This window comes from Pseudarthrobacter sp. NPDC055928 (assembly GCF_042270935.1).
GTDB lineage: Bacteria > Actinomycetota > Actinomycetes > Actinomycetales > Micrococcaceae > Arthrobacter.
The window spans coordinates 45,473-65,076 of the sequence record NZ_JBHJZH010000016.1 but is presented as its reverse complement, the minus strand read 5'-3'; the positions used below and the strand labels follow the sequence as shown (position 1 = coordinate 65,076).

The window sequence follows — 19,604 nt, the reverse complement described above, 5'->3', positions numbered from 1 at the left end:
TCCTTCCTGATGTCGTCAGTGGGCTAGCTGGTGGCGGCCAAGGCGGCTTCGAGGAGCTGGACCGATCGCCTCGCGACCTCGACGGCGGCATCCACGGAGGACTGGTCATAGCTGCCTTCGGGCGCCAGGAAGTTCATGGAGCCGATAGTACGGCCGCCGCTCACCACTGGAACGTTGACAATCGCGCCACACCCCAGCGATTCAATGGTTCCGGAGTCGAAGAAGAAGGCCCTGACCGCTTCCCTGTCAGCGCCCAGGAATGGCTGCTGGCCGATGAGGACCTGCTCCAGCCACACAGGATTGGTGTCCCCAGCGAGGGTTTTCTTCCCGCCTATCGGGTAGACCTCGGGGTGGGTGGTGTAAATGCGAGCCATGCTGCTGCCTTCGTCGGCGATCACGGAAGCAGTGAAGAGGCGGACGCCGACGGTGTCCCGCGCAGAGGCGTAGACGTCGTCGAAGGATTCAAACTGGGAACTCATGGGAGTCCTTTCTGGTTTCGTACGGGGCTGGGAGAGTTGGTTTCTCTTGTGCTGCCGCCGCCAGCACGGTGAGGATCAAATGGACGGACAGCAACTCGGAAGGATTGTCCAACGGGACGCCGAGTTCCCGTGCACGGCTAAGCCGGGCCTGAAGGGTGTTGCGGTGCACATCGAGTGCCGCCGCTGCGAGGCTTACCGAGCCGCGGTGGTCAAGGAACGCTGCTACGGCTGCCACTATCGCCTCCCGGTCAGGAGAGGTCATCAGCCGTGGAAGGGTCAGCTCAGCCACCAGGGCCACGGCGTCCTTGTCGACGAAAGTAAATGCCGCCGCTACGCCCAGACCGGCAAAACCCAATACCGTGCCCGGGCCCGCGGACCGGGCTGACACAGCAGACAGCCGGGCCTCCTGAATGATGGACGGAAGCGGCGGAGCCTCCTCCGCCCAGCGGGACAGGCCGGCCACCAGGCCCAGCTCGGCCAAGGCAGGCTGGAGCCGTGCCTTGAGCCGGAGTTCAAGCTGTGAAACAACTGCCTGGTGTGCGGCCGGAACAAGTGCCAGCCAGCCGCCGTCGACCTCCGCCAGAGGACTGCGTGCAGCGACCTTACGCCAGAGCAGCCTCAGCACAGCCGTTAGGTCGTTACCTGGCGCGTGCACACCGCTGCGACAGATCCAGATAGCCGCGTAGCGTTCGTCCCTGCGCCAACCCAGCTGTGAGAGGAGATGCCGGTGATCTTCCTCGAAGGCGGTGCCGGAAGAACCTGGGCCTTGGTTTAGCCTGGCCAGTGCCGCAGTGGGAACAGCGCGGACCGCATCCCGGGAGTTGCCCACCAACCATGCGGCCTTAACCGAAGGAGCCGCTACTTCGAGGATCGACCGAACGAGCCGTAGGTTGTGTACGCCGGAAGCGGGTACACGGGCGGTGAGGGCTGAAGGGACGGCGGCGTTGGCCGCGCCAATGTCAACAGTGATGACCTCGGCCGAATCCCGCGGGGCAGCACCGGCTGAGGCGAGGACGACTCCGTCGTATTCCAGCGAAACGCCCACGCCATCCAGTTCACCGGATATGGTCTTGAGGACGTCAGCGAGTGTACTGTCCTTGGCCACTGCACGGGCGAACCGGGCGAGCTCGGCATCCACCACGGACAGGGCGGCACCGATTTCAGCTGCCAGAGACAACGCGACTTCGGCCGGATTTCCCTCCGCAGCCAAAAGCGTGATGCCCAGTCGTTTAGCCAGGCCGATCACAGCGTTGGAATAGGTGCTCCCAGCCACGACGACGGCACTGGCCCGCCGCTCCCAGGCATGCCGCAGTGCGGCGGACACAAGCCAACCGCCCGAGCCCATTTCTGTCGAAAGGACCACAACGGTGTTCGGCCGCACGCGCTGGATCGCCTCAAGCTGGGAGACAAGAACAACGCTTTCGATAAGTGCGCTGGTGGGGGTGAGGTACAGCGGGGTGGTGCTGCGAAGCGACCCGTGCGCCAGCAGTCCCGCCACATCGAGCCGCGTGTCCTTGATCGACCTACTCATGGCGCCGCCTTGGATGTTTGAGTGGGATGCCGAACGCAGCCGGTTCGGCCAGATCCAGTCCCGCCTCCGAATACCATTGCGGCGCAGCATTGAGTTTTAGCACATCCACAACGTTGCCTACCCGGACGTCGTCCAGGTTGGCCACAGAGCCGTGCTCGGGGTTGAGGAGCGTCACCATGTCAGGGACGGCTGCCGCTACGGCACCGTCCACCAGCACCAGCAAAATCTCATTCTGGACCTCCAGCCGGATGATCTGCCCGGTGGTTTCATCCTCCAGGGTCATACTGGATGGTTGGGCCGGGAGTCCAAGGTCGGTAGGGCGGGACAGGCCTTCGATGTGGCTCACCCGCGCCCGTGAAATCCGCGTCACGCCCAGGAAGTCGGCGAGCGAAAGGAACTTGCTCTCCGCCGAGGTTTCGGCGTCGAGGATCTGTCCTATCCGGATCATCCGGCTGATGGAGCCGTGCACTCCGTGCTCCTTCAGCTCACGCGCGGAGCATGGATACATGACAGTGGCGGCCCAGCCGCCGAGCTCGGTGACGAGCGCACGGACCAGTGTCTCGGCACGTTGCGGATCACTGGCCTCCACCAGTGCGCGCTCGCCGGTTACCCCCATGAGCGCTATGGGGCCAATGGCCACCCCGCCGATATTCAAGGTGGTCTGGCTGATGAGGGGGAAGACGCGCCCCATGGGGTCGGAGTCGATCACGGGAAGGGAGGACTGGAGCCCCACCATGAGCGGAATGATTCCGTTGATGTTGGCGGCGGCGAGCGAATAGATGGCCCGCACCTTGCGGCCAAGTCTGGTTTCGATCGCATCGATACAGCCCGTGAACTCGTCACCCACCGGGGGCATGTCAGCGATGAACAGGCCTTGGGTCACCATGCCCACTGCCACTACCAGGTCATCTGGAGCGAGTTCATCCACGGTGACGAGCTCCACGGACTGGTCCTTCATGGCCTCCTGGATCATGCCGGCGTAGATATGGATGGCGGTGGGATCGATGGCGCAGGCCAGGAAATGTGCACCGGTCCGGAGGTGCCCGACGTCTTCAGCCGTGAGGACCGTGCTCATGCCGTGGCCTCCATGGCTTGTGCGGTCGACGCCAGTTCCTCAGAGCCGGAAGTCCCGCCCGCGGCCTGAACCCGGATCCGGACGATTCCGGGATTCCCATAGGGCATGGCGAACACATTTGATTCGATGATGCGGGTGTCTGTGGGGCTCGCGCCCAACTGGACCGCGGCCGACCGGGCTTCCTCTTCCACGCGGTGCTGTACCCGCTGCAGATCCGCCTGTCCGCTGACCCTCTCGAGCCTGTCGATCCACGCCGTCAGCGGTGCCGCGGCACAGCCTATGAGGGTCAGGTCCGGGGCATCTGGAAGTGTTGGCGCCAGGCCGAAGTCAGGCGGGGTGTCCTGGCTGGTGCGGACGTCGGCGACCACTGACGGGATGCCGGGCCGCACCGGATGGTTGGCAGTGTACGGCTCCACGATGGCGGCGTTGGTGGCGAGGCTCGCTTCATACCCCTGCCGGATGAGGCTGTGGGAAACCGGAAGACCGCGGCGGGTGTTGCCCACGCTCACGCCCGCATCGGTGCAGACAACTACTTCCCCGTCAGGCAATCCGCCCAGCGTTGCTGCGCCGAGGATTGCCATTGCAGGATCCGGGTGGAGTCCGTGCACGGGGGCTACTGCCAGCCGCGATAGGGGTGCCCGGCCGCCGTCGTTCCTGGCATAGGAAAGTGTGGCAGCGGGGAAATGGCGGCGTCCCGCCTCTTCCAGCATTGCCGCCAGGTCTTCGCCCGATTGCATCAGGGCACTATTAAGGATGGCTGTGTAGTCACGGTCGCGGAACACGCTTGAGTAGAAATCAGTGGAGATGCTGATCCGCATGTCGCTGTTGTTCGACAGGATGGCATCCGCGATACGCGTTTCGTGCTCCGGGGAGGCGGTGGAGCCGACGGCGGTGATGGCTACGTTCCGCAGGCGCCCAGACAGGATGGAGGGCAATTCCACCAGGAATGCTTTCAGGTCCAGCGGCGCGAGGGGCCGTCCCCGCAGGTCGTGGCCGCCGCGGACGTGCATGGTCCTGATGACCGCAGGCTCAATGAGCGCCGGCAGGACGGTGTTGTGGAACCGATCAGCCGGGGGACGGGGGGAGATGCGGATAGCGACGACGTCCCCTGGCTGCCCCGCAGCGAGCACGCGTCCGACGTCGGCCGTTACGTCTGTGATCCGGGTCCCGAACTGCAGGCGTAACGCGGACAGCACCCGGTCCAGCGCCTCAGCCAGGCTGCCGGCCTGCAGCTGTTCGGCCACGGAGATGACGGAGCGTCCCTCCAGAACGAGCGCCCGGCAACTGGTGCCCTGGAGCATCAGTCCTATCCGCATTGCCGGGCCTCCTGTTCAACTTTCTGCCGGGCCCCTGCCCCGCGGTGCATCCATGTCATATCTCTAGGGTCCACCCTGGACAGTCATCTGGTGGCTTTGCGGAAGAACAATCCGTCGGCTGCAACGGCCACCAGGATGAGGACACCTGTCACCACCTGCTGGTAAGTGGTATCCCAATGCAGCAGGTTGAAGCCGTTGCTGATGACGGTGAGGATCATGACCCCCACGAAGGCCCTCCACATGGCACCCTGTCCGCCGAGGATGCTGGTTCCGCCGATGACCACAGCGGCGATTGCGGTGAGCTCGATGCCGATGGCCATGGCAGGCTGGGCCGATCCGGCGCGGGAGGCCAGAATCATCCCGGCCATTGCCGAGCAGAGGCCGCTGATGGCGAAGACCGCAACGTGGATTGAGCCCGTTCGGATGCCGCTGAGACGGGCAGCTTCCCGGTTGCCGCCCACGGCGTAGATCCTGCGGCCGAAGGTGGTGCGCCACAGAACAATTCCCAGGACCGCGGTCATTGCCAGCATCAGTACCGAGCCTGCGGTGAGGCCGAAAATGCTTGGCCAGGTCCAAGTCTGGAAGGATGCAAGCTGGTCAGGCAGCGGTGCCACAATTGCGCCGCCAGTGATCACGATGGCCAGGCCCCGGTAAATGATGCTCACAGCCAATGTTCCGATGAACGAGTTGACTTTCGTGCTGACCACGATCAGCCCTGTGACGGTCCCCAACAGGGCGCCCACCAGCAAGGCTCCGAAGAACCCTGCCGCAACACCGAAGTGCTGGGTGAGAGTCACCCCCGAAATGGCGGAGACTGCGAGGGTTGCGGTCGAGGAAAGGTCAAAGACCCCGCTGATGATGCACAGCGTGGCTGCCGCGGCGAGCAGTCCCACGACGGCGGCCTGGTCGAACAAGTTGATGAAATTTCGGCCCGTGAGGAATGTTCCGGTGTTCAGGGCCAGGAACAGCATGATGGCGGCCAGGCCAAAAACGATTCCGAAATCTTTGAGATTCAGATTGAACTTTTTTTCTGCCGTTGAAGGCACGGCAACTGCTGTTGTGCTCATGTGGATTCACCTATTTCAGGAAAGCGGAAGTCATGACTTCGTCGCGGGAGGCGTTTCGGTCGAACTCGGCAACAATGCGCCCGTGCCTCATGACATGGATACGGTGGGACAGGCCGAGCACTTCCTCGAGCTCGGAGCTGACCACGATGACTGCTGTACCCTTAGCAGCCAGTTCAACGATGATGCTGTGGATCCGGGCCTTGGCTGCGATGTCCACTCCCCGGGTGGGTTCATCCACCAACAGCACTGCCGGAGGATCCAACAGCCATTTGGCGAAAAGCGCCTTCTGCTGGTTCCCGCCGGAAAGGTTGGCAATAGGCTGTCCCGGGCGGGCGCCGCGCAGGTCAACTGACTTGCTGACGTCCTTGACGGCCGCCCTTTCCCGCCGTGCACTGACGAAGCCGGCCCATGACCGGCCGGACAGGGTTGAGAGGGCAATATTCTCTGAGGCTGGCCGGGACATGACCAGTCCCTGTTCTTTCCGCGACTCCGGAATGAGCGCGATACCTGCTTTGATGGCGTCCCTGATGGAGCAGGCGCGGAGGCGGTGGCCGTTGATCTCGACGTGGCCGCCGGTGGTCCGGTCTGCACCGAAAATGGCGAGCAGGGTTTCGCTGCGGCCGCTGCCCACCAGCCCGGCGATGCCCAGGATCTCTCCGCGACGGACCTCAAGAGATATGTCGCTAACCTTGGTGCTGGTCAATCCGACAACCCGAAGAACCGTCTCAGCTTGGGAGTGAACCTGCGGCACTTCGGGGAGGAGGAAATCGACGTCCCGGCCAACCATCAGCCGCACGAGCGACTCCGGCGTATGGCCGGCAGCGTCTTCGGTGACGATGTGCTGTCCGTCGCGCAGAATGGTCACCCGGTCCACCAAGTCCAGGACTTCCTCCAGGTAATGAGAGACGATGAGGACGGTGGTCCCGGTGGAGGCCAGCCTTTTGATAACCTGCAGGAGTTTTTCCTTCTCGGCCTCGTTGAGGACCGCGGTGGGTTCGTCCATGCACAGCACCTTCGCCCCGCGGGCAAGGGCTTTCAGGATTTCCACCTGCTGCTGTTGGCCGATAGGCAGATTCCCCACGGTTGCCCGGGGGTCCAGGTCAAAACCGGACTCTTCCAACAGCCGGGCGAAATGGTCACCGTCCTTGTTGGGGAGGAGGAGGCTTCCACTGTGGGCCCAGCGGCCCAGGAAGACGTTCTCCAGCACCGACAGGTTGGGGATCAGTGCCAATTCCTGGGAGATGAGGGAAATCCCATGGGAGATGGCGTCCCGTGGGGTTGTGATCCTGACCGGGTTTCCGTCCAATTCCATGGTGCCGGAGTCCGCCATGATGGCACCGCCCAGGATTTTGAGCAGGGTGCTCTTTCCTGCGCCGTTTTCCCCCATGATGCCGTGGATTTCCCCGGGGGTTACCGACAGTGTGACGTCTTTCAGCACCGTGGTTGCACCGTAACGTTTGCCGATTCCGGAGACGGTGATCTCCGGTGCGGTCCTCCGGCTTGCATGCTCGCGTTTTTCCAACTGTTGTATCGCCATGTTGACCTCTGGAGATGGAAGGGAGTTGAGGGCCGGATCCCCGGGGCCGAAGCGGTCAGGCTCCGGCCCCGGGGTTGCCCCCGGGAGGTGGCTGGACTAGTCCGAGTACTTTGAGACGTAGTTCAGGGCATCGAGTGCCTCTTTGGTGCCCTTGCTGTTGTTGGGGGCCAGGCTGGCCTCGTCGATGGCAGTTTCCACTTGCTTGCCCCGCGCCTTGGCGAGCCCCAGTTCGGTGGCCTTGGCGCCGTTGGCTACGACGTCGCTGACGTAGATGGAGAACCATTTACCGGACCGGACCGCTTCCACATTGGAAACGGATGCACCGTTGCCGATGAACTTGATGTCACTGTTCCCGGCGGCTGCGGCGGCGCCGGTGATGGCCTGGGATGCGCCAATCACCACGTCAACATCCGGGTTCGCCTGTGAGACGTTTTGGAATGCCTGGCGGCCGGTGTCCTGGGTGTACCCGCCTTCGACGCTGGCCACGAGCTTGATTTTCGGATCGGTGGCCAGTTCCGTCTTCACGGCATCGGTCCGGGCGTTATCCAGGGGCATGGCCTTGAAGCCTTCGAGGTAGGCCACCTTGCACGTGTCGCCCGGCACCGTGGCGCAGGCTTGCTTGCCCATCTCGCCGAGCACCTTGCCGTTGCGGGTGGGCAGGTCCACGATGCTGATGGCACCAGGGACCTGCGCCTCGATGGTGTCGAACTTTGGCCCGATGACCGAGAATTCGACAACCACCGTGATGCCCGCCTGCACGGCCTGCGTCAAAGGTGCGATGAGGGCCTGGTTGTCATTGGCCTGGATCACGATCACCTCGAACTGCTTGGAAGTGACAGCATCCTGGATCTGCTGGACCTGGGTCTGGGCACTGAAATTGGAGTCCACAAAGGTGGCGCTGGCGTTGTTGGCTTTGGCCGCCTGCTCCACGCCGAGGTACGTGCCCTGGGCAAAGCCGTTGGATTTGGCAAAACCGAAGAATCCAACGTTGAGTTTCTGGTCTGCACCGGCAGCCACTGCTTCTGTGGTGCTGCTTTGGGCGGGCGGGGTGCATGCTGAGGTCAGCAGGGCGAGGCTCATGAGGGCCATCGCTGCGGCTGGACGCTTGGTGATTTTCACAGTTAATCCTTTCTGTCGCGGCGTTTAGTAGCCGTAGTGGGTCTTGGCGAAGTCCTCGGTGATGAAACCGTTGACGATGTCGTACTCAATGTCTTCGCGGGAGCGCTTGGAGACATCTCCGAAACCGCCGCCGCCCCCAACTGCAAGGCGGACGACGTCGCCGGCCTTGATTTTCCGTGCGTTGGCCTTCAGCGTCCGGACCTCGTCGTGGCGGCCGGGATTGATCACCACTTCCGGGCCCTGGGCGTCAGAACCACCGAAGAGGCCCCAGGCGGGCGTCTTGGACCTTTCGAACCACAGCCCCACGACGCAGTCGGCGAGGAACTCGTATTCACGGACAACTCCGTTGCCGCCCCGCCACTGCCCGGGGCCACCGGAGTTCGGACGGATGGAGTACTCGTTGATCCGCAGCGGGTAACGGGTTTCCATCATTTCGATGGGCAGGTCCTTGAGGGACCCGTTGACGTTGTTGATCATGGCGGATTCGCCGTCGGTTCCCTGCCAGGCGCCCCAGCCGCCAAGGGTGGCTTCCATGCTGACGAAGTTCCGGCCGAAGCGGGGGTCGAAGCCGGCGGCAGTAATGATCATTGAGTCACCATGGCTGGCGCTTGCCACCCGTTCAGGCATGGCGGGTGCCATTGCCTTGGAGACCAAATCGATCAGCAGCCCGAGATGCGAGAAGTACCACTGGCATGGTGCCGGTGCCACGGCGCCCAGCACTGAGCCGGAACGCACCTGGGTGGTCATGGGGCGGAAGGATCCGCCGTTGGAGTTGGAGTCCGGGCTGACCAGGAGCTTGTACCCCACACGCAGGGCCGAGACGGCTTGGGCTGCGCCGCAGTTGACCGGGCCCATGGTCTGGTCGGCGGAGCCGGTGACGTCGAAGTCGACAGTGTCGCCGGCGACGGTGATCTTCAGCCTGATCGGGATGGGGGTGTCCAGGTTGATGCCGTCGTTGTCCAGGACGCCTTCGGCTTCGTACACGCCGTCGGGGATGTTGCGGACGGTCTCGCGCTCAATCTCCTCCGTCTGGCGGAAGATCTCATCGCGTGCGGCATCGAGTTGCTCCATGCCGTACCGGCCCACCAACTCCTTCATCCGGGTGGTTCCCATCCGGAGTGCGGCGATCATCGCGTGCATGTCGCCGATGGTCTGGTAGGGAAAGCGGACGTTGGTGCGGATCAGGTCCACCACGGAGGTTTCAATGCCGGCTTCCATGAGCTTGACCGGCCCCATACGGAAGCCTTCCTGGAAGATGTCCGTGGCATCCATCGAGCCGCCCACATCCTTGGAGCCCATGTCCATCCAGTGCGCGCGGGTGGCGGCGAAGCCAACCACCGAGCCGTCGTCAAAAATCGGCGCGAAGATGGTGACATCGTTAAGGTGCGTTCCGCCGAGGTAGGAGTCGTTAAGGATCCACACGTCCCCTTCCTGCCAGACCTCGCGTCCGTACAGCTCCTCCACAGCAATGGAGCACGTTTCCAGGTTGCCGAGGAACAGTGGGAGCCCGGCGGACTGTCCGAGTACGCGGTGTTCGGTGTCCAGCAGCGCCACCACACAGTCACCGCCCTCGTAGAGGATGGGTGAGTAGGCGGAGCGGATCAGGGTGGCGTTCATATCGTCCGCGGCGCTGGTGAGCGCGTTGCGGATGATTTCCACGGTTACGGGATCCAGGGTTTTGACTGCAGTGATTGTCATTAGTGGTACCTCAATTTCCTTCTGCGTCTTCAGTGCGGATGACCAGGGAGCCGAACTCGTCGACCGTGACGTTGAACCCGGGCGGCACCACGGTGGTGGCGGTCTGCTCCACGATGATGGCCGGTCCTTCGAAGGTGTGCCCGGCGGCCAGGTCGTCGCGGCGCACCACGGTGGTCTCGTGTTCCACGTGGTCAAAGACCACCCGGCGCATTTCGTGCTTGAACTCGGGGCTCTGCGCGGTTGCGAAGAGCGGTGCCTCCAGCCGGCCGAGGTCGCCTACCGCCTGGGTCCGCAGTGCGACGATCTCGATGGGGGCGCCCAGGTTGGAGTGCCCGTAGCGCTCGTGGTACATCGCGGAGAAGCGGACCGCCAGGTCGGCGACGAAGCCCTCTGACTCGGGTTCGTCGGCGGACGTGAGGGGGACGTTCAGTGAGAATTCCTGGGACTGGTAGCGCACGTCCACGGAAGCGGTTGTTTGGCGGCTTTCCTCAGGGACGCCCTCGGAAACCAGGGACGTCAGGCCCTCCACTTCCATCCTTCGCAGGACACCGGCCATGTCAGCCACGTCGATGTCTTCGTCGAGGAAGAAGTACGGTTCGGAGAAGTCCTTGCGGATGTTCGTCTGCAGCATGCCCCACGCCGAAAACGCGCCGGGGAAACGGGGAACCACGGTTTCCGGGATCCCGAGTTCCTTGGCGAGGAAGACCGCGTGCATGGGCCCTGCGCCGCCGAACGCCACGAGGGCAAAGTCGCGAGGTTCGATGCCCCGGGAGATGGTGATGGTCCTGATGGCCTGGGCCATCTGGGAGTTGGCTACGTCGCAGATGCCTTCGGCCATGGCGATCGGGTCCAGGCCGAGCTCGTCTCCCACTGTCTTCAGGGCCGTGATGGCCGCTTCCCGGTCCAGGGCAACCTGTCCGCCTGCGAACCAGTCGGGGTCCACGCGGCCGAGCACCAGGTTGGCGTCGGTGACGGTGGGCTCGGTGCCGCCGCGGCCGTAGCAGGCCGGCCCGGGGGTGGCACCGGCGGACCGGGGTCCCACCCGGAGACCCCCGGCTTCGAGCCATGCAACAGAGCCGCCGCCGGCTCCCACAGTATGGATGTTGACGACGCTCATGAGCATCGGCAGGCCCTCAAGGTGGGCTTCGGTGGACACGTCGGGTTTTCCGTCGACAACGAGGGAGACGTCAAAGGAGGTCCCGCCCATGTCAACACCGATGAGGTTGCGGTTGCCGGACACGCCAGCCAGTTCGACGTCGCCCATTGCGCCGCCGACCGGCCCGGACAGCAGCGTCTGAAGGGGACGCTTGCGGGCGGACTCTGCGGTGAGCACGCCGCCGGAGGACTGCATGATGTGCAGCGGGGCCTCCACGCCGCGGTCCGCGAGCTTCTCTTCCAGGTCCAAAAGATAATTGCGGACCACGGGGCCCGTGTAGGCCTCAACCACCGCGGAGGAGGTGCGCTCGTATTCGCGCCACTCCTTGGCTGCTTCATGTGAAAGCGAAACGGTGAAATCCTCGCCCAGTTCTTCAAGCAGGATTTCACGGGCACGAAGTTCATGGGCCGGGTTCTTGTAGCTGAAGAGGAATGCAACGGCAACGGCGCCGTATCCCTCATCCTGTGCCCGGCGGGCTGCTTGGCGGACGGCCACTTCGTCAAGCGGCCGGATCTCGTGGCCCTGACCGTCGAGGCGTCCGCCGACGCCGATGACGTCCTTCCGCTCGATCAGGGGAGCCGGCTTGCGGTACTGGGCGTTGTAAAGCTCCAGGCGGGGGCCGCGGGCGATGTGGTAGGAGTCCTCCACGCCTGCAGTGGCCAGCAACAGTACTGGAACGCCGCGACGCTCAAGGAAAGCGTTAAGGCCTTGGGTGGTGCCATGCACCAGGAATTCGATATCGGAAAGGTCGGTAACAATCGATTCGAGACCGGCGATGACGCCGGCGCTCAGGTTGCCCGGCGTGGTGGATGCTTTCGTCGCCTCGTAGGTCCCTGCGCTCTGGTCATACGCCACGATGTCCGTGAACGTTCCGCCGATATCCATCGACACCCTGTAGTTCGGCATGTGTATCTCCTTATGGTTCTGGTTGAACTTGGTGTGTGGAAAATCACGTTAGACAGGGGGCCTTCCGGAACGCGGTGCATCATGCACAATCTGGGGCTAGGAGATAGGGCTCCCTGCCTAAAGAGGCCCTTGGAAAGCCCATTCAGCAGGGGATCCTGGCACCTGAGAAATTGGGGAGTGGATTTCTTGTTTGGGTGCTTGACGCGTTCATAGCGGCGCTCTTAGCCTTGTCTTGCCGCTGCGGGGGCGGCAGGACTGACCCGCGCGTAACCCGCTGACGGACTCCGTTAGGGTTGATGCGTGCGAGCCATCCTTCAGCGGGTCACCCGAGCCGAGGTCACCGTCGACGGCGAAACGGTGGGGTCCATTGACCGCCCGGGACTCGTTGTCCTGGCCGGCGCCACCCACACGGACACCTTGGACGATGCGGCGGCCCTCGCCGCCAAGATCTGGACCCTGCGGATCCTTGAGGGTGAGAGGTCGTGTGCCGACCAGAACGGGCCCCTGCTGGTGGTCAGCCAGTTCACGCTGTACGCGGACACACGGCGGGGAAGGCGCCCCTCCTGGTCGGACGCGGCGCCTGCGAACACCGGCGAGCCCTTGATTGAACACCTGGTCGCTTCCCTGCGCGGCCTTGGGGCGGAGGTGTCCACCGGGCGGTTCGGGGCCATGATGCAAGTGTCCCTGGTCAATGACGGACCGTTCACGATCAGCCTCGACACCGCCGATTTTTCAGCTCCCCGCCGCGGCTGACCATCCGGAAGTTATGGGCAACGCGGCCTTGAGGTCGGTGAATACGCTGTCCGAGAACCCGCCCAACTTCTCCTCCACAGGCACGGATCATCCCCAGCAACCAGACGTAAACTGACGTTCGCACCACCTCTCATCTGACTCCGCCAGGACAGAAACCTTTGGAGCCGCCATGCTCTGGAAACTGCTTGTTGAATACCTGCGGCCGCACCGGCAGCTGCTGGTCGCCGTCGTGGTTTTCCAGCTGGCGCAGTCCATAGCCTCCCTGTACCTGCCCACCCTGAACGCGGACATCATCGACGAAGGCGTGGCCAAGGGGGACACCGGCGTCATCCTCAGCCTGGGCGCCCTCATGCTGGGAATCACGCTGCTGCAGATCATCTGCGCCGTGATTGCCGTTTATTTCGGCGCGAAGGCCGCCATGGGCACAGGCAGGGACCTGCGCGCCGCCATCTTCAAACGCGTGGGGGAGTTCTCCGAGCAGGAAGTCACCAAATTCGGCGCGCCCAGCCTGATCACCCGCTCTACGAACGACGTCCAGCAGGTGCAGCAGCTGGTGCTGATGGGTGCCACCATGATGGTGGCCGCGCCCATGCTCGCCATCGGCGGGGTGATTATGGCGGTGCGTCAGGACGTGCAGCTGTCCTGGCTGATCGCCGTCGCGGTGCCGGCCCTGATGATCGGCGTGGGGCTGATCATTGTCCGGATGGTGCCGCTGTTCCGGAAGATGCAGAAGCGGATCGACACCGTGAACCGGGTGCTCCGCGAGCAGCTCACCGGCATCCGCGTGGTGCGCGCGTTCGTCCGCGAGGACATCGAGACCGCGCGCTTCGCGCAGGCGAACGACGACGTCACGGACACCGCGCTGCGGGCCGGCCGGTTGATGGCACTCGCGTTCCCCGTGGTCATGCTGGTGCTGAATGTGTCGTCCGTGGCGGTGATCTGGTTCGGTTCGTTCCGGATCGAGGACGGCTCCATGCAGGTGGGCACCCTGATCGCGTTCCTGAGCTACCTGATGCAGATCCTGATGTCCGTCATGATGGCCACGTTCATGGCGGTGATGATCCCGCGCGCCGCAGTCTCCGCGGATCGGATCGGCGAGGTATTGGGCACGGAGTCGAGCGTCCGGCCGCCGAAGAAGCCCGTCAGCAGCGCGGTGCGCCGCGGCGAGCTGGAAATGCTCGACGCCGGATTCGCCTACCCGGGTGCCGACCAGCCCGTCCTCTCCGGCATCAGCTTCACCGCCAAAGCAGGGCAGACGACGGCGATCATCGGCAGCTCGGGCGCGGGCAAGACCACCCTGGTGAACCTCATGCCGCGGCTATTCGACGCCACCACCGGCGCGGTGCGGATCGACGGCGTGGACGTGCGCGAGCTGCACCCGGACCTGCTCTGGGGCCACATCGGCCTGGTGCCGCAGCGGCCCTACCTGTTCACCGGCACCGTCCGCAGCAACCTGCAGTACGGCAAGCCGGACGCCACCGAGGACGAGCTCTGGTCCGCGCTGGAGATTGCCCAGGCCCGGGACTTTGTGGAGGAGATGGAGGGCGGGCTGGACGCGCCCATCTCCCAGGGCGGCACCAACGTCTCCGGCGGGCAGCGGCAGCGGCTGGCCATCGCCCGGGCCCTGGTGAAACGGCCCGAGCTGTACATCTTTGACGACTCGTTCTCGTCCCTGGATACCGGCACCGACGCCCGGCTGCGGCAGGCGCTCAAGCGCAGCACCGCCGGCGCCACGCTGGTGATCATCGCCCAGCGGGTCTCCAGCATCGTGGACGCGGACCAGATTTTAGTGCTCGACGGCGGCAGGATCGTGGGGCGCGGAACGCACAGCGAGCTGCTGGAAACCTCGGAGACGTACCGCGAGATCGTCTCCTCCCAGCTCGCAGCGGAGGAGACGGTATGAGCTCGCCGCACCGGCCGCCGTCGGGCGGTGCCAACACAGCCGGCCCCGCTGGAACCGCACCCGCCGCACCAACCGGGGCTGCCGGCGTCGGACGCATCCCGCGTCCCGCCCGCGGACCGGGCCAGGGCGGTCCGTTCGCGGGCATGAACGTGCCCGCGGAGAAGGCGATGAACTTCGGGCCGTCGGCCAAGCGGCTGCTGGGCACGCTGCGGCCGGAGCGGGCGTGGCTGCTGCTGGTGCTGGTGACGGGTATTGCGAGTGTGGCGCTCTCGGTGATCGGGCCGCGGCTGCTGGGCGAGGGCACCAACCTGATCTTCGCCGGGGTGGTGTCGCGGGAGCTGCCAGCCGGGGTCAGCAAGGCGGAGCTGATCGCGCAACTGCGGGCCGCGGGGGAGAACCAGCGGGCGGACATGCTCACTCCGATGGCGCTGACGCCGGGGGAGGGGATCGACTTCGCGGCGCTGTCCAGTGTGCTGCTGTGGGCGCTGGTGCTGTACGTGCTGGCGTCGGCGTTTATGTGGGTGCAGGCGTATGTGCTGAACGGCGTGGTGCAGCGGACGGTGTTCGGGCTGCGCGAGGAGATCGAGGCGAAGATCCACCGGCTGCCGCTGCGGTATTTCGATTCGATCCAGCGCGGCGAGCTGCTGAGCCGGGTGACCAACGACGTCGACAACATCTCCCAGAGCCTGCAACAGTCCATCAGCCAGGCGGTCACATCGGTGCTGACGGTGGTGGGGGTGCTGGTGATGATGTTCATCCTCTCGCCCGCGCTGGCGCTGATCGCGCTGGTGACCGTGCCGCTGACGCTGGGGGTCACGGCGCTGATCGCCAAGCGCTCGCAGAAGCTGTTTGTGGCGCAGTGGAAGCACACGGGCGAGCTGAACGGGCAGATCGAGGAGACGTACACCGGGCATGCGCTGGTGAAGGTGTTCGGCCGGCAGCGCGAGGTGGAGGAGCGGTTCCGGCAGAAGAACGTGGAGCTGTACGAGGCGAGCTTCGGGGCGCAGTTCATTTCCGGGCTGATCATGCCGGCCATGACGTTCATCGGGAACCTGGTGTACGTGGGGATCGCGGTGGTTGGCGGCCTGCAGGTGGCGTCCGGGGCGATGCAGCTGGGAGATGTGCAGGCGTTCATCCAGTACTCGCGTCAGTTCACCATGCCGCTGGCGCAGCTGGGGTCCATGGCTAACCTGCTGCAGTCCGGGGTGGCGAGCGCCGAGCGGGTGTTCTCGTTGTTGGACGAGGAGGAGCAGTCTGCTGATCCTTCTTCGGGTGTTTCTGTTGATGGCGCGGGGCGGGGGCGGCTAGTGTTCTCGGATGTGTCCTTCTCGTACTCGCCGGACAAGCCTTTGATTTCGTCTTTGTCTCTTGTTGCGGAGCCGGGGCAGACGGTGGCGATTGTGGGGCCGACAGGGGCCGGTAAGACCACGCTGGTGAACCTGATGATGCGGTTCTATGAGCTCGATGCGGGGCGGATAACGCTCGACGGCGTGGATGTCACCTCGGTGCCGCGCCGGGAGCTGCGCTCGCGGCTGGGGATGGTGCTGCAGGATACGTGGCTGTTCGGTGGGACCATCCGGGACAACATCGCTTATGGGCGGCCTGGCGCTACGGAGGACGAGATTTTGGAGGCGGCGCGGGCGACGTATGTGGACCGGTTCGTGCGCTCACTGCCTGATGGTTACGACACTGTTTTGGAGGACGAAGGGTCCAACGTGTCAGCCGGTGAGAAGCAGCTGCTGACGATTGCCCGGGCGTTCCTGGCGCGGCCTTCTGTTCTCATTTTGGACGAGGCGACGTCTTCGGTGGACACGCGGACCGAGGTGCTGGTGCAGAAGGCCATGCGGGCTTTGAGGAGCGACCGGACTTCTTTTGTGATTGCGCACCGCCTGTCCACGATCCGCGATGCCGACCTCATCCTGGTGATGGAGGCCGGCCAGATCGTGGAGCAGGGGACCCACGCTTCGTTGCTGGCCGCGGGCGGGGCTTACGCGCGGCTGTACGAGGCGCAGTTCGCGGCTCCTGTGGCGGAGGTTTAGGGGCCTTCGCTGGGCAGCAGCGCTATACGTCCTCTTCGATCCACCAGGTCCCCTTCAGCCCTTCAGGACGGACCTTCTCAAACGACGTTTCGTAGATTTCCAGAATCCGAAATACAACTCCGTACGCGGCCCAATCATGGACGCCACCGTATTCATCCGAATAGGAATCCCAGATTTCATCACCCTCGGCCTTCGGCAGCTGAAATTGTGCCCCGAACGGCCCCCTCGAATCATGGGGAAAGCCGGCATAGAGAACCACAATGTTGCCATCGACCACTGAGATATCACCCGGCCTCAAGGTCCGGGCGAGTTCCGAATCAGCAAAAATCCTCCGAACCTCACCAAGGATCGAAGAATGCAGGTCCAGCGAATCAGTCATCTGATGATTATCCTGCCGTTGCAGCCACCCAGGCTGGGCACGTCATGGGCCCCACGCAATAGGTGGTGATGACACCCTTCTGAAGACCGTCACCCATGCGGGTGTTGCTCACGACAGTACGGACATCCATAGTCCTTTTGATCCTGCAGATGCCAAGCCAGCATTCGTACTCGTTGGCCGGAGTCTGGTACACAATCGTGTTGCCACCTTGAACGGAACGCGTCTTGGGGAACATCGTTGTCTTCTTGACCATGTTCAGAGTGACACGATGTTTCTGAACATGCGCCCATCCAAAAGCGGCAGTCCCGTTACGGATTACCGTGGGCTTTGCCAGGTTATCGTTCCATCGGGAATAGATCACATATGCAGGATCAGCAGCGCGAGCCAATAAATCTTCAGGAACAGCGGCGGAAGCATTGCTGGCGGCTTTTACCGCCATCACATCTGACTCCAGAAACGTCCCGTTGGGTTGGGCCTGAACATAGCCAAAGGCGGACACGACCTTATCCGGCGTTGGCTCCGACGCAGTTGCCGGCGAAAGCGGAGAAACTGTCAATAGGAGAGCGGCAGAGGCACACACGGCCAAGGCACGCTTGAAAGCTGTGATCTTCAAAATAATCCCCAATCAATAAAGGCTTGTCGAAACGACAAATCCCGCGCCGAACCAAACCGAACGAAAATGCCAAAACACGTCAACTACCCAGACCAGCACCACTATTCGCCGCCACGCAAAAGCCAACCGTTTCGCGCCTCTTTCCCGTTGTGCACAAACGGGTTGGGTCCCTCGCTGTTTTGTTGCATTGGTGAAGTTACGGGCCGTGGCAGGAGGTCAAGGTGGACGACGCTGGAAGAGCGCGTTTGCTCAGGATGTTCCAAGTCGGACGGCTGGCCCGTTCTCCACAAAACTTGGATGGAACCAACCGATCACGAACGGGGCCACCACGATCAACGTCAGGATGCTTCCGAGCGTCCACAAGACCACTGACCTCCACTTGGACGTGCGAATCCGCGTCGTCATGGAGGAAGCAGCAACCAGAAGCGGCAACCCCGGAAAGAGTGGGAACGCCACGAACTCAAGAACCACGAACAAGGTGAAGATCCAGTCGATTCTTTGATACAGGCGGCCATCATGGTCCCTGCCCGCTTGGACGCGTGCGCTCATGGTTTTACTCTTTCAGTTATCCGCCGACTTGCCACGCAGTGACGCCGCCAAGCCTGTCAGTCTGGTAGTGGAGTCCCACCTGAAGAGTGATGGGGCTGCCCTGGTAGGCAATGCTGGCATCAAAACGGTAATACGCGTCGGCAACTACCCCGGCGGCAGGGGCGGTACAGCTCAATACCGTAACGGCCCACCCGGCCGCGACCCCGCCCTCGGAATGGCACAGGTGATAACCAGGATCCGTTGCTGAAGCAATCCACGCGTGTGTGCCGTTCCAGTAGGTCCGCCCGGTGTGTTTTTCGACAAGCGAGCCGCCCCAGTATGTGTGGGTCCACAAACGGGTCCAGATGGAGCCCGTCGCTGTCGCAGTAAGGAGAGATGCGGTCTCAGCCTCGCTGAGACCTTGCCTGACGGCCTCGGCTTTGACTTCCGCGACAGTTGCCATAACAGGCGCGGTTTCCGTGATGGTCACCGTTGCTGAACACAACTCCGCGGCATCCTTCGCGGATTGTGTTGCGCTGGTTCCCGTTTTGGCGGCAATCGCTTTGACCTGCGAAACGCACGATTCAGAGACAAAGACGGACTTTGCCGAAACAGATATCTGGTTTGTCGGTGGACCGGACAACTCGACGACCGGGCCTGGGTCAATGCTTACCGGCCGATCTTCCATCTGTTGGGCGGAGCCTATTTGAATCGCGTAAGCCGGAGCGGCCATAGAGAGACACCCCGATAACAAGGCGAGGGATGCCAGGGCTGAGGCAAAAATATGTGGTCGTCGCACGTGAAGCTCCTCATCATATTGATGCCCCCCTGAGCTACGACTGTGTCGTGCCTCAGACCTTACGACTTTTAGACACTCACGGGAAGAGATTCAGGGAAAACCCGTCGGCGGGGCGGGTGTTCTCGTTGCTGGACGAGGATGAGCAGTCTGCTGATCCTGCTTCCGGTGTTTCTGTGGATGGTGCGGGGCGGGGGCGGCTGGTGTTCTCGGATGTGTCCTTCTCGTACTAGCCGGACAAGCCGCTGATCTCATCGCTTTCCCTTGTGGCGGAGCCGGGGCGGACGGTGGCCGTGTGGGGCCCGTCGGTGCTGGCAAGACCACGCTGGTGAACCTCCTGCTGCCACTTGTGCCATGAGTGGCATTGGCTGTCGTCGCCTACCGACGCGCTCATAGCAGATCATCAGAGCTGCTTAGTCACCAGCGCAGATCAAATCAGCAACTCTGGCGCTCAGATTGGATTGCCACGGCCTATGCGTAAGGACTTGACCCGCCGGACGTGCAACATTCGCGACGCCAAATGGCGCTCCCTTTGCGTGTGTTAGCTTGATCACCGTCCTTCCGGCCTGAGGGCTTCGGAAGGCCCAAATTCACCGCAGCTACCTTTTCGGAGGCACCATGGGACTTGGCTCCCGCACACAACGAAGTGATCGGGCTATTGCGGCCTATCTGCTCGACACGGCAGTCGCAGACGCCTGCACCGGTCGAG

Annotated in this window: 16 protein-coding genes and 1 pseudogene; 4 read left to right on the top strand and 13 right to left on the bottom strand. The window is 63.3% G+C overall.

The window, feature by feature from the left end; all coding sequences use genetic code 11:
• Positions 1 to 23: 23 nt before the first annotated feature.
• The 9 genes from ACFC25_RS18265 to ACFC25_RS18225 form a co-directional block, all read right to left on the bottom strand.
• A complete protein-coding gene (locus ACFC25_RS18265) occupies positions 24 to 479 on the bottom strand; it encodes a GAF domain-containing protein (protein ID WP_337348755.1) in 456 nt (151 codons plus the stop codon).
• Positions 463 to 2,010: a helix-turn-helix domain-containing protein gene (locus tag ACFC25_RS18260; protein WP_376047759.1), complete on the bottom strand. Its 1,548-nt coding sequence runs from the start codon at positions 2,008 to 2,010 to the stop codon at positions 463 to 465. The genes ACFC25_RS18265 and ACFC25_RS18260 overlap by 17 nt, the downstream gene beginning before the upstream one ends.
• Complete coding sequence (locus ACFC25_RS18255; protein ID WP_337348757.1) at positions 2,003 to 3,085, bottom strand: DUF917 domain-containing protein; 1,083 nt, start codon at positions 3,083 to 3,085, stop codon at positions 2,003 to 2,005. The genes ACFC25_RS18260 and ACFC25_RS18255 overlap by 8 nt, the downstream gene beginning before the upstream one ends.
• Entirely contained in the window at positions 3,082 to 4,401 is a 1,320-nt protein-coding gene (locus ACFC25_RS18250; protein WP_376047755.1) for a methylhydantoinase, read from the bottom strand. The genes ACFC25_RS18255 and ACFC25_RS18250 overlap by 4 nt, the downstream gene beginning before the upstream one ends.
• A gap of 83 nt (positions 4,402 to 4,484) precedes the next feature.
• Positions 4,485 to 5,468 (bottom strand): ABC transporter permease, encoded by a 984-nt coding sequence (locus ACFC25_RS18245; protein ID WP_337348759.1) that lies wholly within the window; start codon positions 5,466 to 5,468, stop codon positions 4,485 to 4,487.
• 10 nt (positions 5,469 to 5,478) lie between these two features.
• A complete protein-coding gene (locus ACFC25_RS18240; RefSeq protein WP_376047751.1) occupies positions 5,479 to 7,005 on the bottom strand; it encodes a sugar ABC transporter ATP-binding protein in 1,527 nt (508 codons plus the stop codon).
• A 96-nt stretch (positions 7,006 to 7,101) separates the two neighbouring features.
• Entirely contained in the window at positions 7,102 to 8,124 is a 1,023-nt protein-coding gene (locus ACFC25_RS18235) for a sugar ABC transporter substrate-binding protein (protein ID WP_376047748.1), read from the bottom strand.
• Positions 8,125 to 8,148: 24 nt separating this feature from the next.
• Positions 8,149 to 9,822, bottom strand: coding sequence for a hydantoinase B/oxoprolinase family protein (locus tag ACFC25_RS18230; RefSeq protein ID WP_337348762.1), 1,674 nt, complete (start codon positions 9,820 to 9,822; stop codon positions 8,149 to 8,151).
• Positions 9,823 to 9,832: 10 nt separating this feature from the next.
• Complete coding sequence (locus tag ACFC25_RS18225; RefSeq protein ID WP_337348763.1) at positions 9,833 to 11,884, bottom strand: hydantoinase/oxoprolinase family protein; 2,052 nt, start codon at positions 11,882 to 11,884, stop codon at positions 9,833 to 9,835.
• 300 nt (positions 11,885 to 12,184) lie between these two features.
• Here ACFC25_RS18225 and dtd point away from each other — a divergent pair, with 300 nt between their 5' ends.
• The 3 genes from dtd to ACFC25_RS18210 all read left to right on the top strand — a co-directional run bounded on the left by dtd (position 12,185) and on the right by ACFC25_RS18210 (position 16,579).
• Positions 12,185 to 12,637 carry a D-aminoacyl-tRNA deacylase gene (dtd, locus tag ACFC25_RS18220; protein WP_376047743.1) on the top strand — a complete coding sequence of 151 codons (453 nt, stop codon included), beginning with the start codon at positions 12,185 to 12,187 and terminating at the stop codon, positions 12,635 to 12,637.
• Between the two features lie 169 nt (positions 12,638 to 12,806).
• Positions 12,807 to 14,540, top strand: coding sequence for an ABC transporter ATP-binding protein (locus tag ACFC25_RS18215; RefSeq protein ID WP_376047740.1), 1,734 nt, complete (start codon positions 12,807 to 12,809; stop codon positions 14,538 to 14,540).
• On the top strand, positions 14,537 to 16,579 hold the full coding sequence (locus tag ACFC25_RS18210) for an ABC transporter ATP-binding protein (protein WP_376047737.1): 2,043 nt from the start codon (positions 14,537 to 14,539) through the stop codon (positions 16,577 to 16,579). Before ACFC25_RS18215 ends, ACFC25_RS18210 begins: the two co-directional genes overlap by 4 nt.
• Positions 16,580 to 16,601: 22 nt before the next feature.
• On the opposite strand, the gene ACFC25_RS18205 is transcribed toward ACFC25_RS18210, so the two are convergent.
• The 4 genes from ACFC25_RS18205 to ACFC25_RS18190 form a co-directional block, all read right to left on the bottom strand.
• Positions 16,602 to 16,958: a hypothetical protein gene (locus ACFC25_RS18205; protein ID WP_376047734.1), complete on the bottom strand. Its 357-nt coding sequence runs from the start codon at positions 16,956 to 16,958 to the stop codon at positions 16,602 to 16,604.
• 7 nt (positions 16,959 to 16,965) lie between these two features.
• Positions 16,966 to 17,583 carry a hypothetical protein gene (locus ACFC25_RS18200; RefSeq protein WP_376047732.1) on the bottom strand — a complete coding sequence of 206 codons (618 nt, stop codon included), beginning with the start codon at positions 17,581 to 17,583 and terminating at the stop codon, positions 16,966 to 16,968.
• A 237-nt stretch (positions 17,584 to 17,820) separates the two neighbouring features.
• On the bottom strand, positions 17,821 to 18,120 hold the full coding sequence (locus ACFC25_RS18195; protein ID WP_376047729.1) for a hypothetical protein: 300 nt from the start codon (positions 18,118 to 18,120) through the stop codon (positions 17,821 to 17,823).
• A gap of 16 nt (positions 18,121 to 18,136) precedes the next feature.
• Positions 18,137 to 18,832, bottom strand: coding sequence for a hypothetical protein (locus tag ACFC25_RS18190; RefSeq protein ID WP_376047727.1), 696 nt, complete (start codon positions 18,830 to 18,832; stop codon positions 18,137 to 18,139).
• Between the two features lie 170 nt (positions 18,833 to 19,002).
• Here ACFC25_RS18190 and ACFC25_RS18185 point away from each other — a divergent pair.
• Positions 19,003 to 19,238: pseudogene (locus tag ACFC25_RS18185) on the top strand (ABC transporter ATP-binding protein); the annotation flags it as partial.
• Between the last annotated feature and the right edge of the window lie 366 nt (positions 19,239 to 19,604).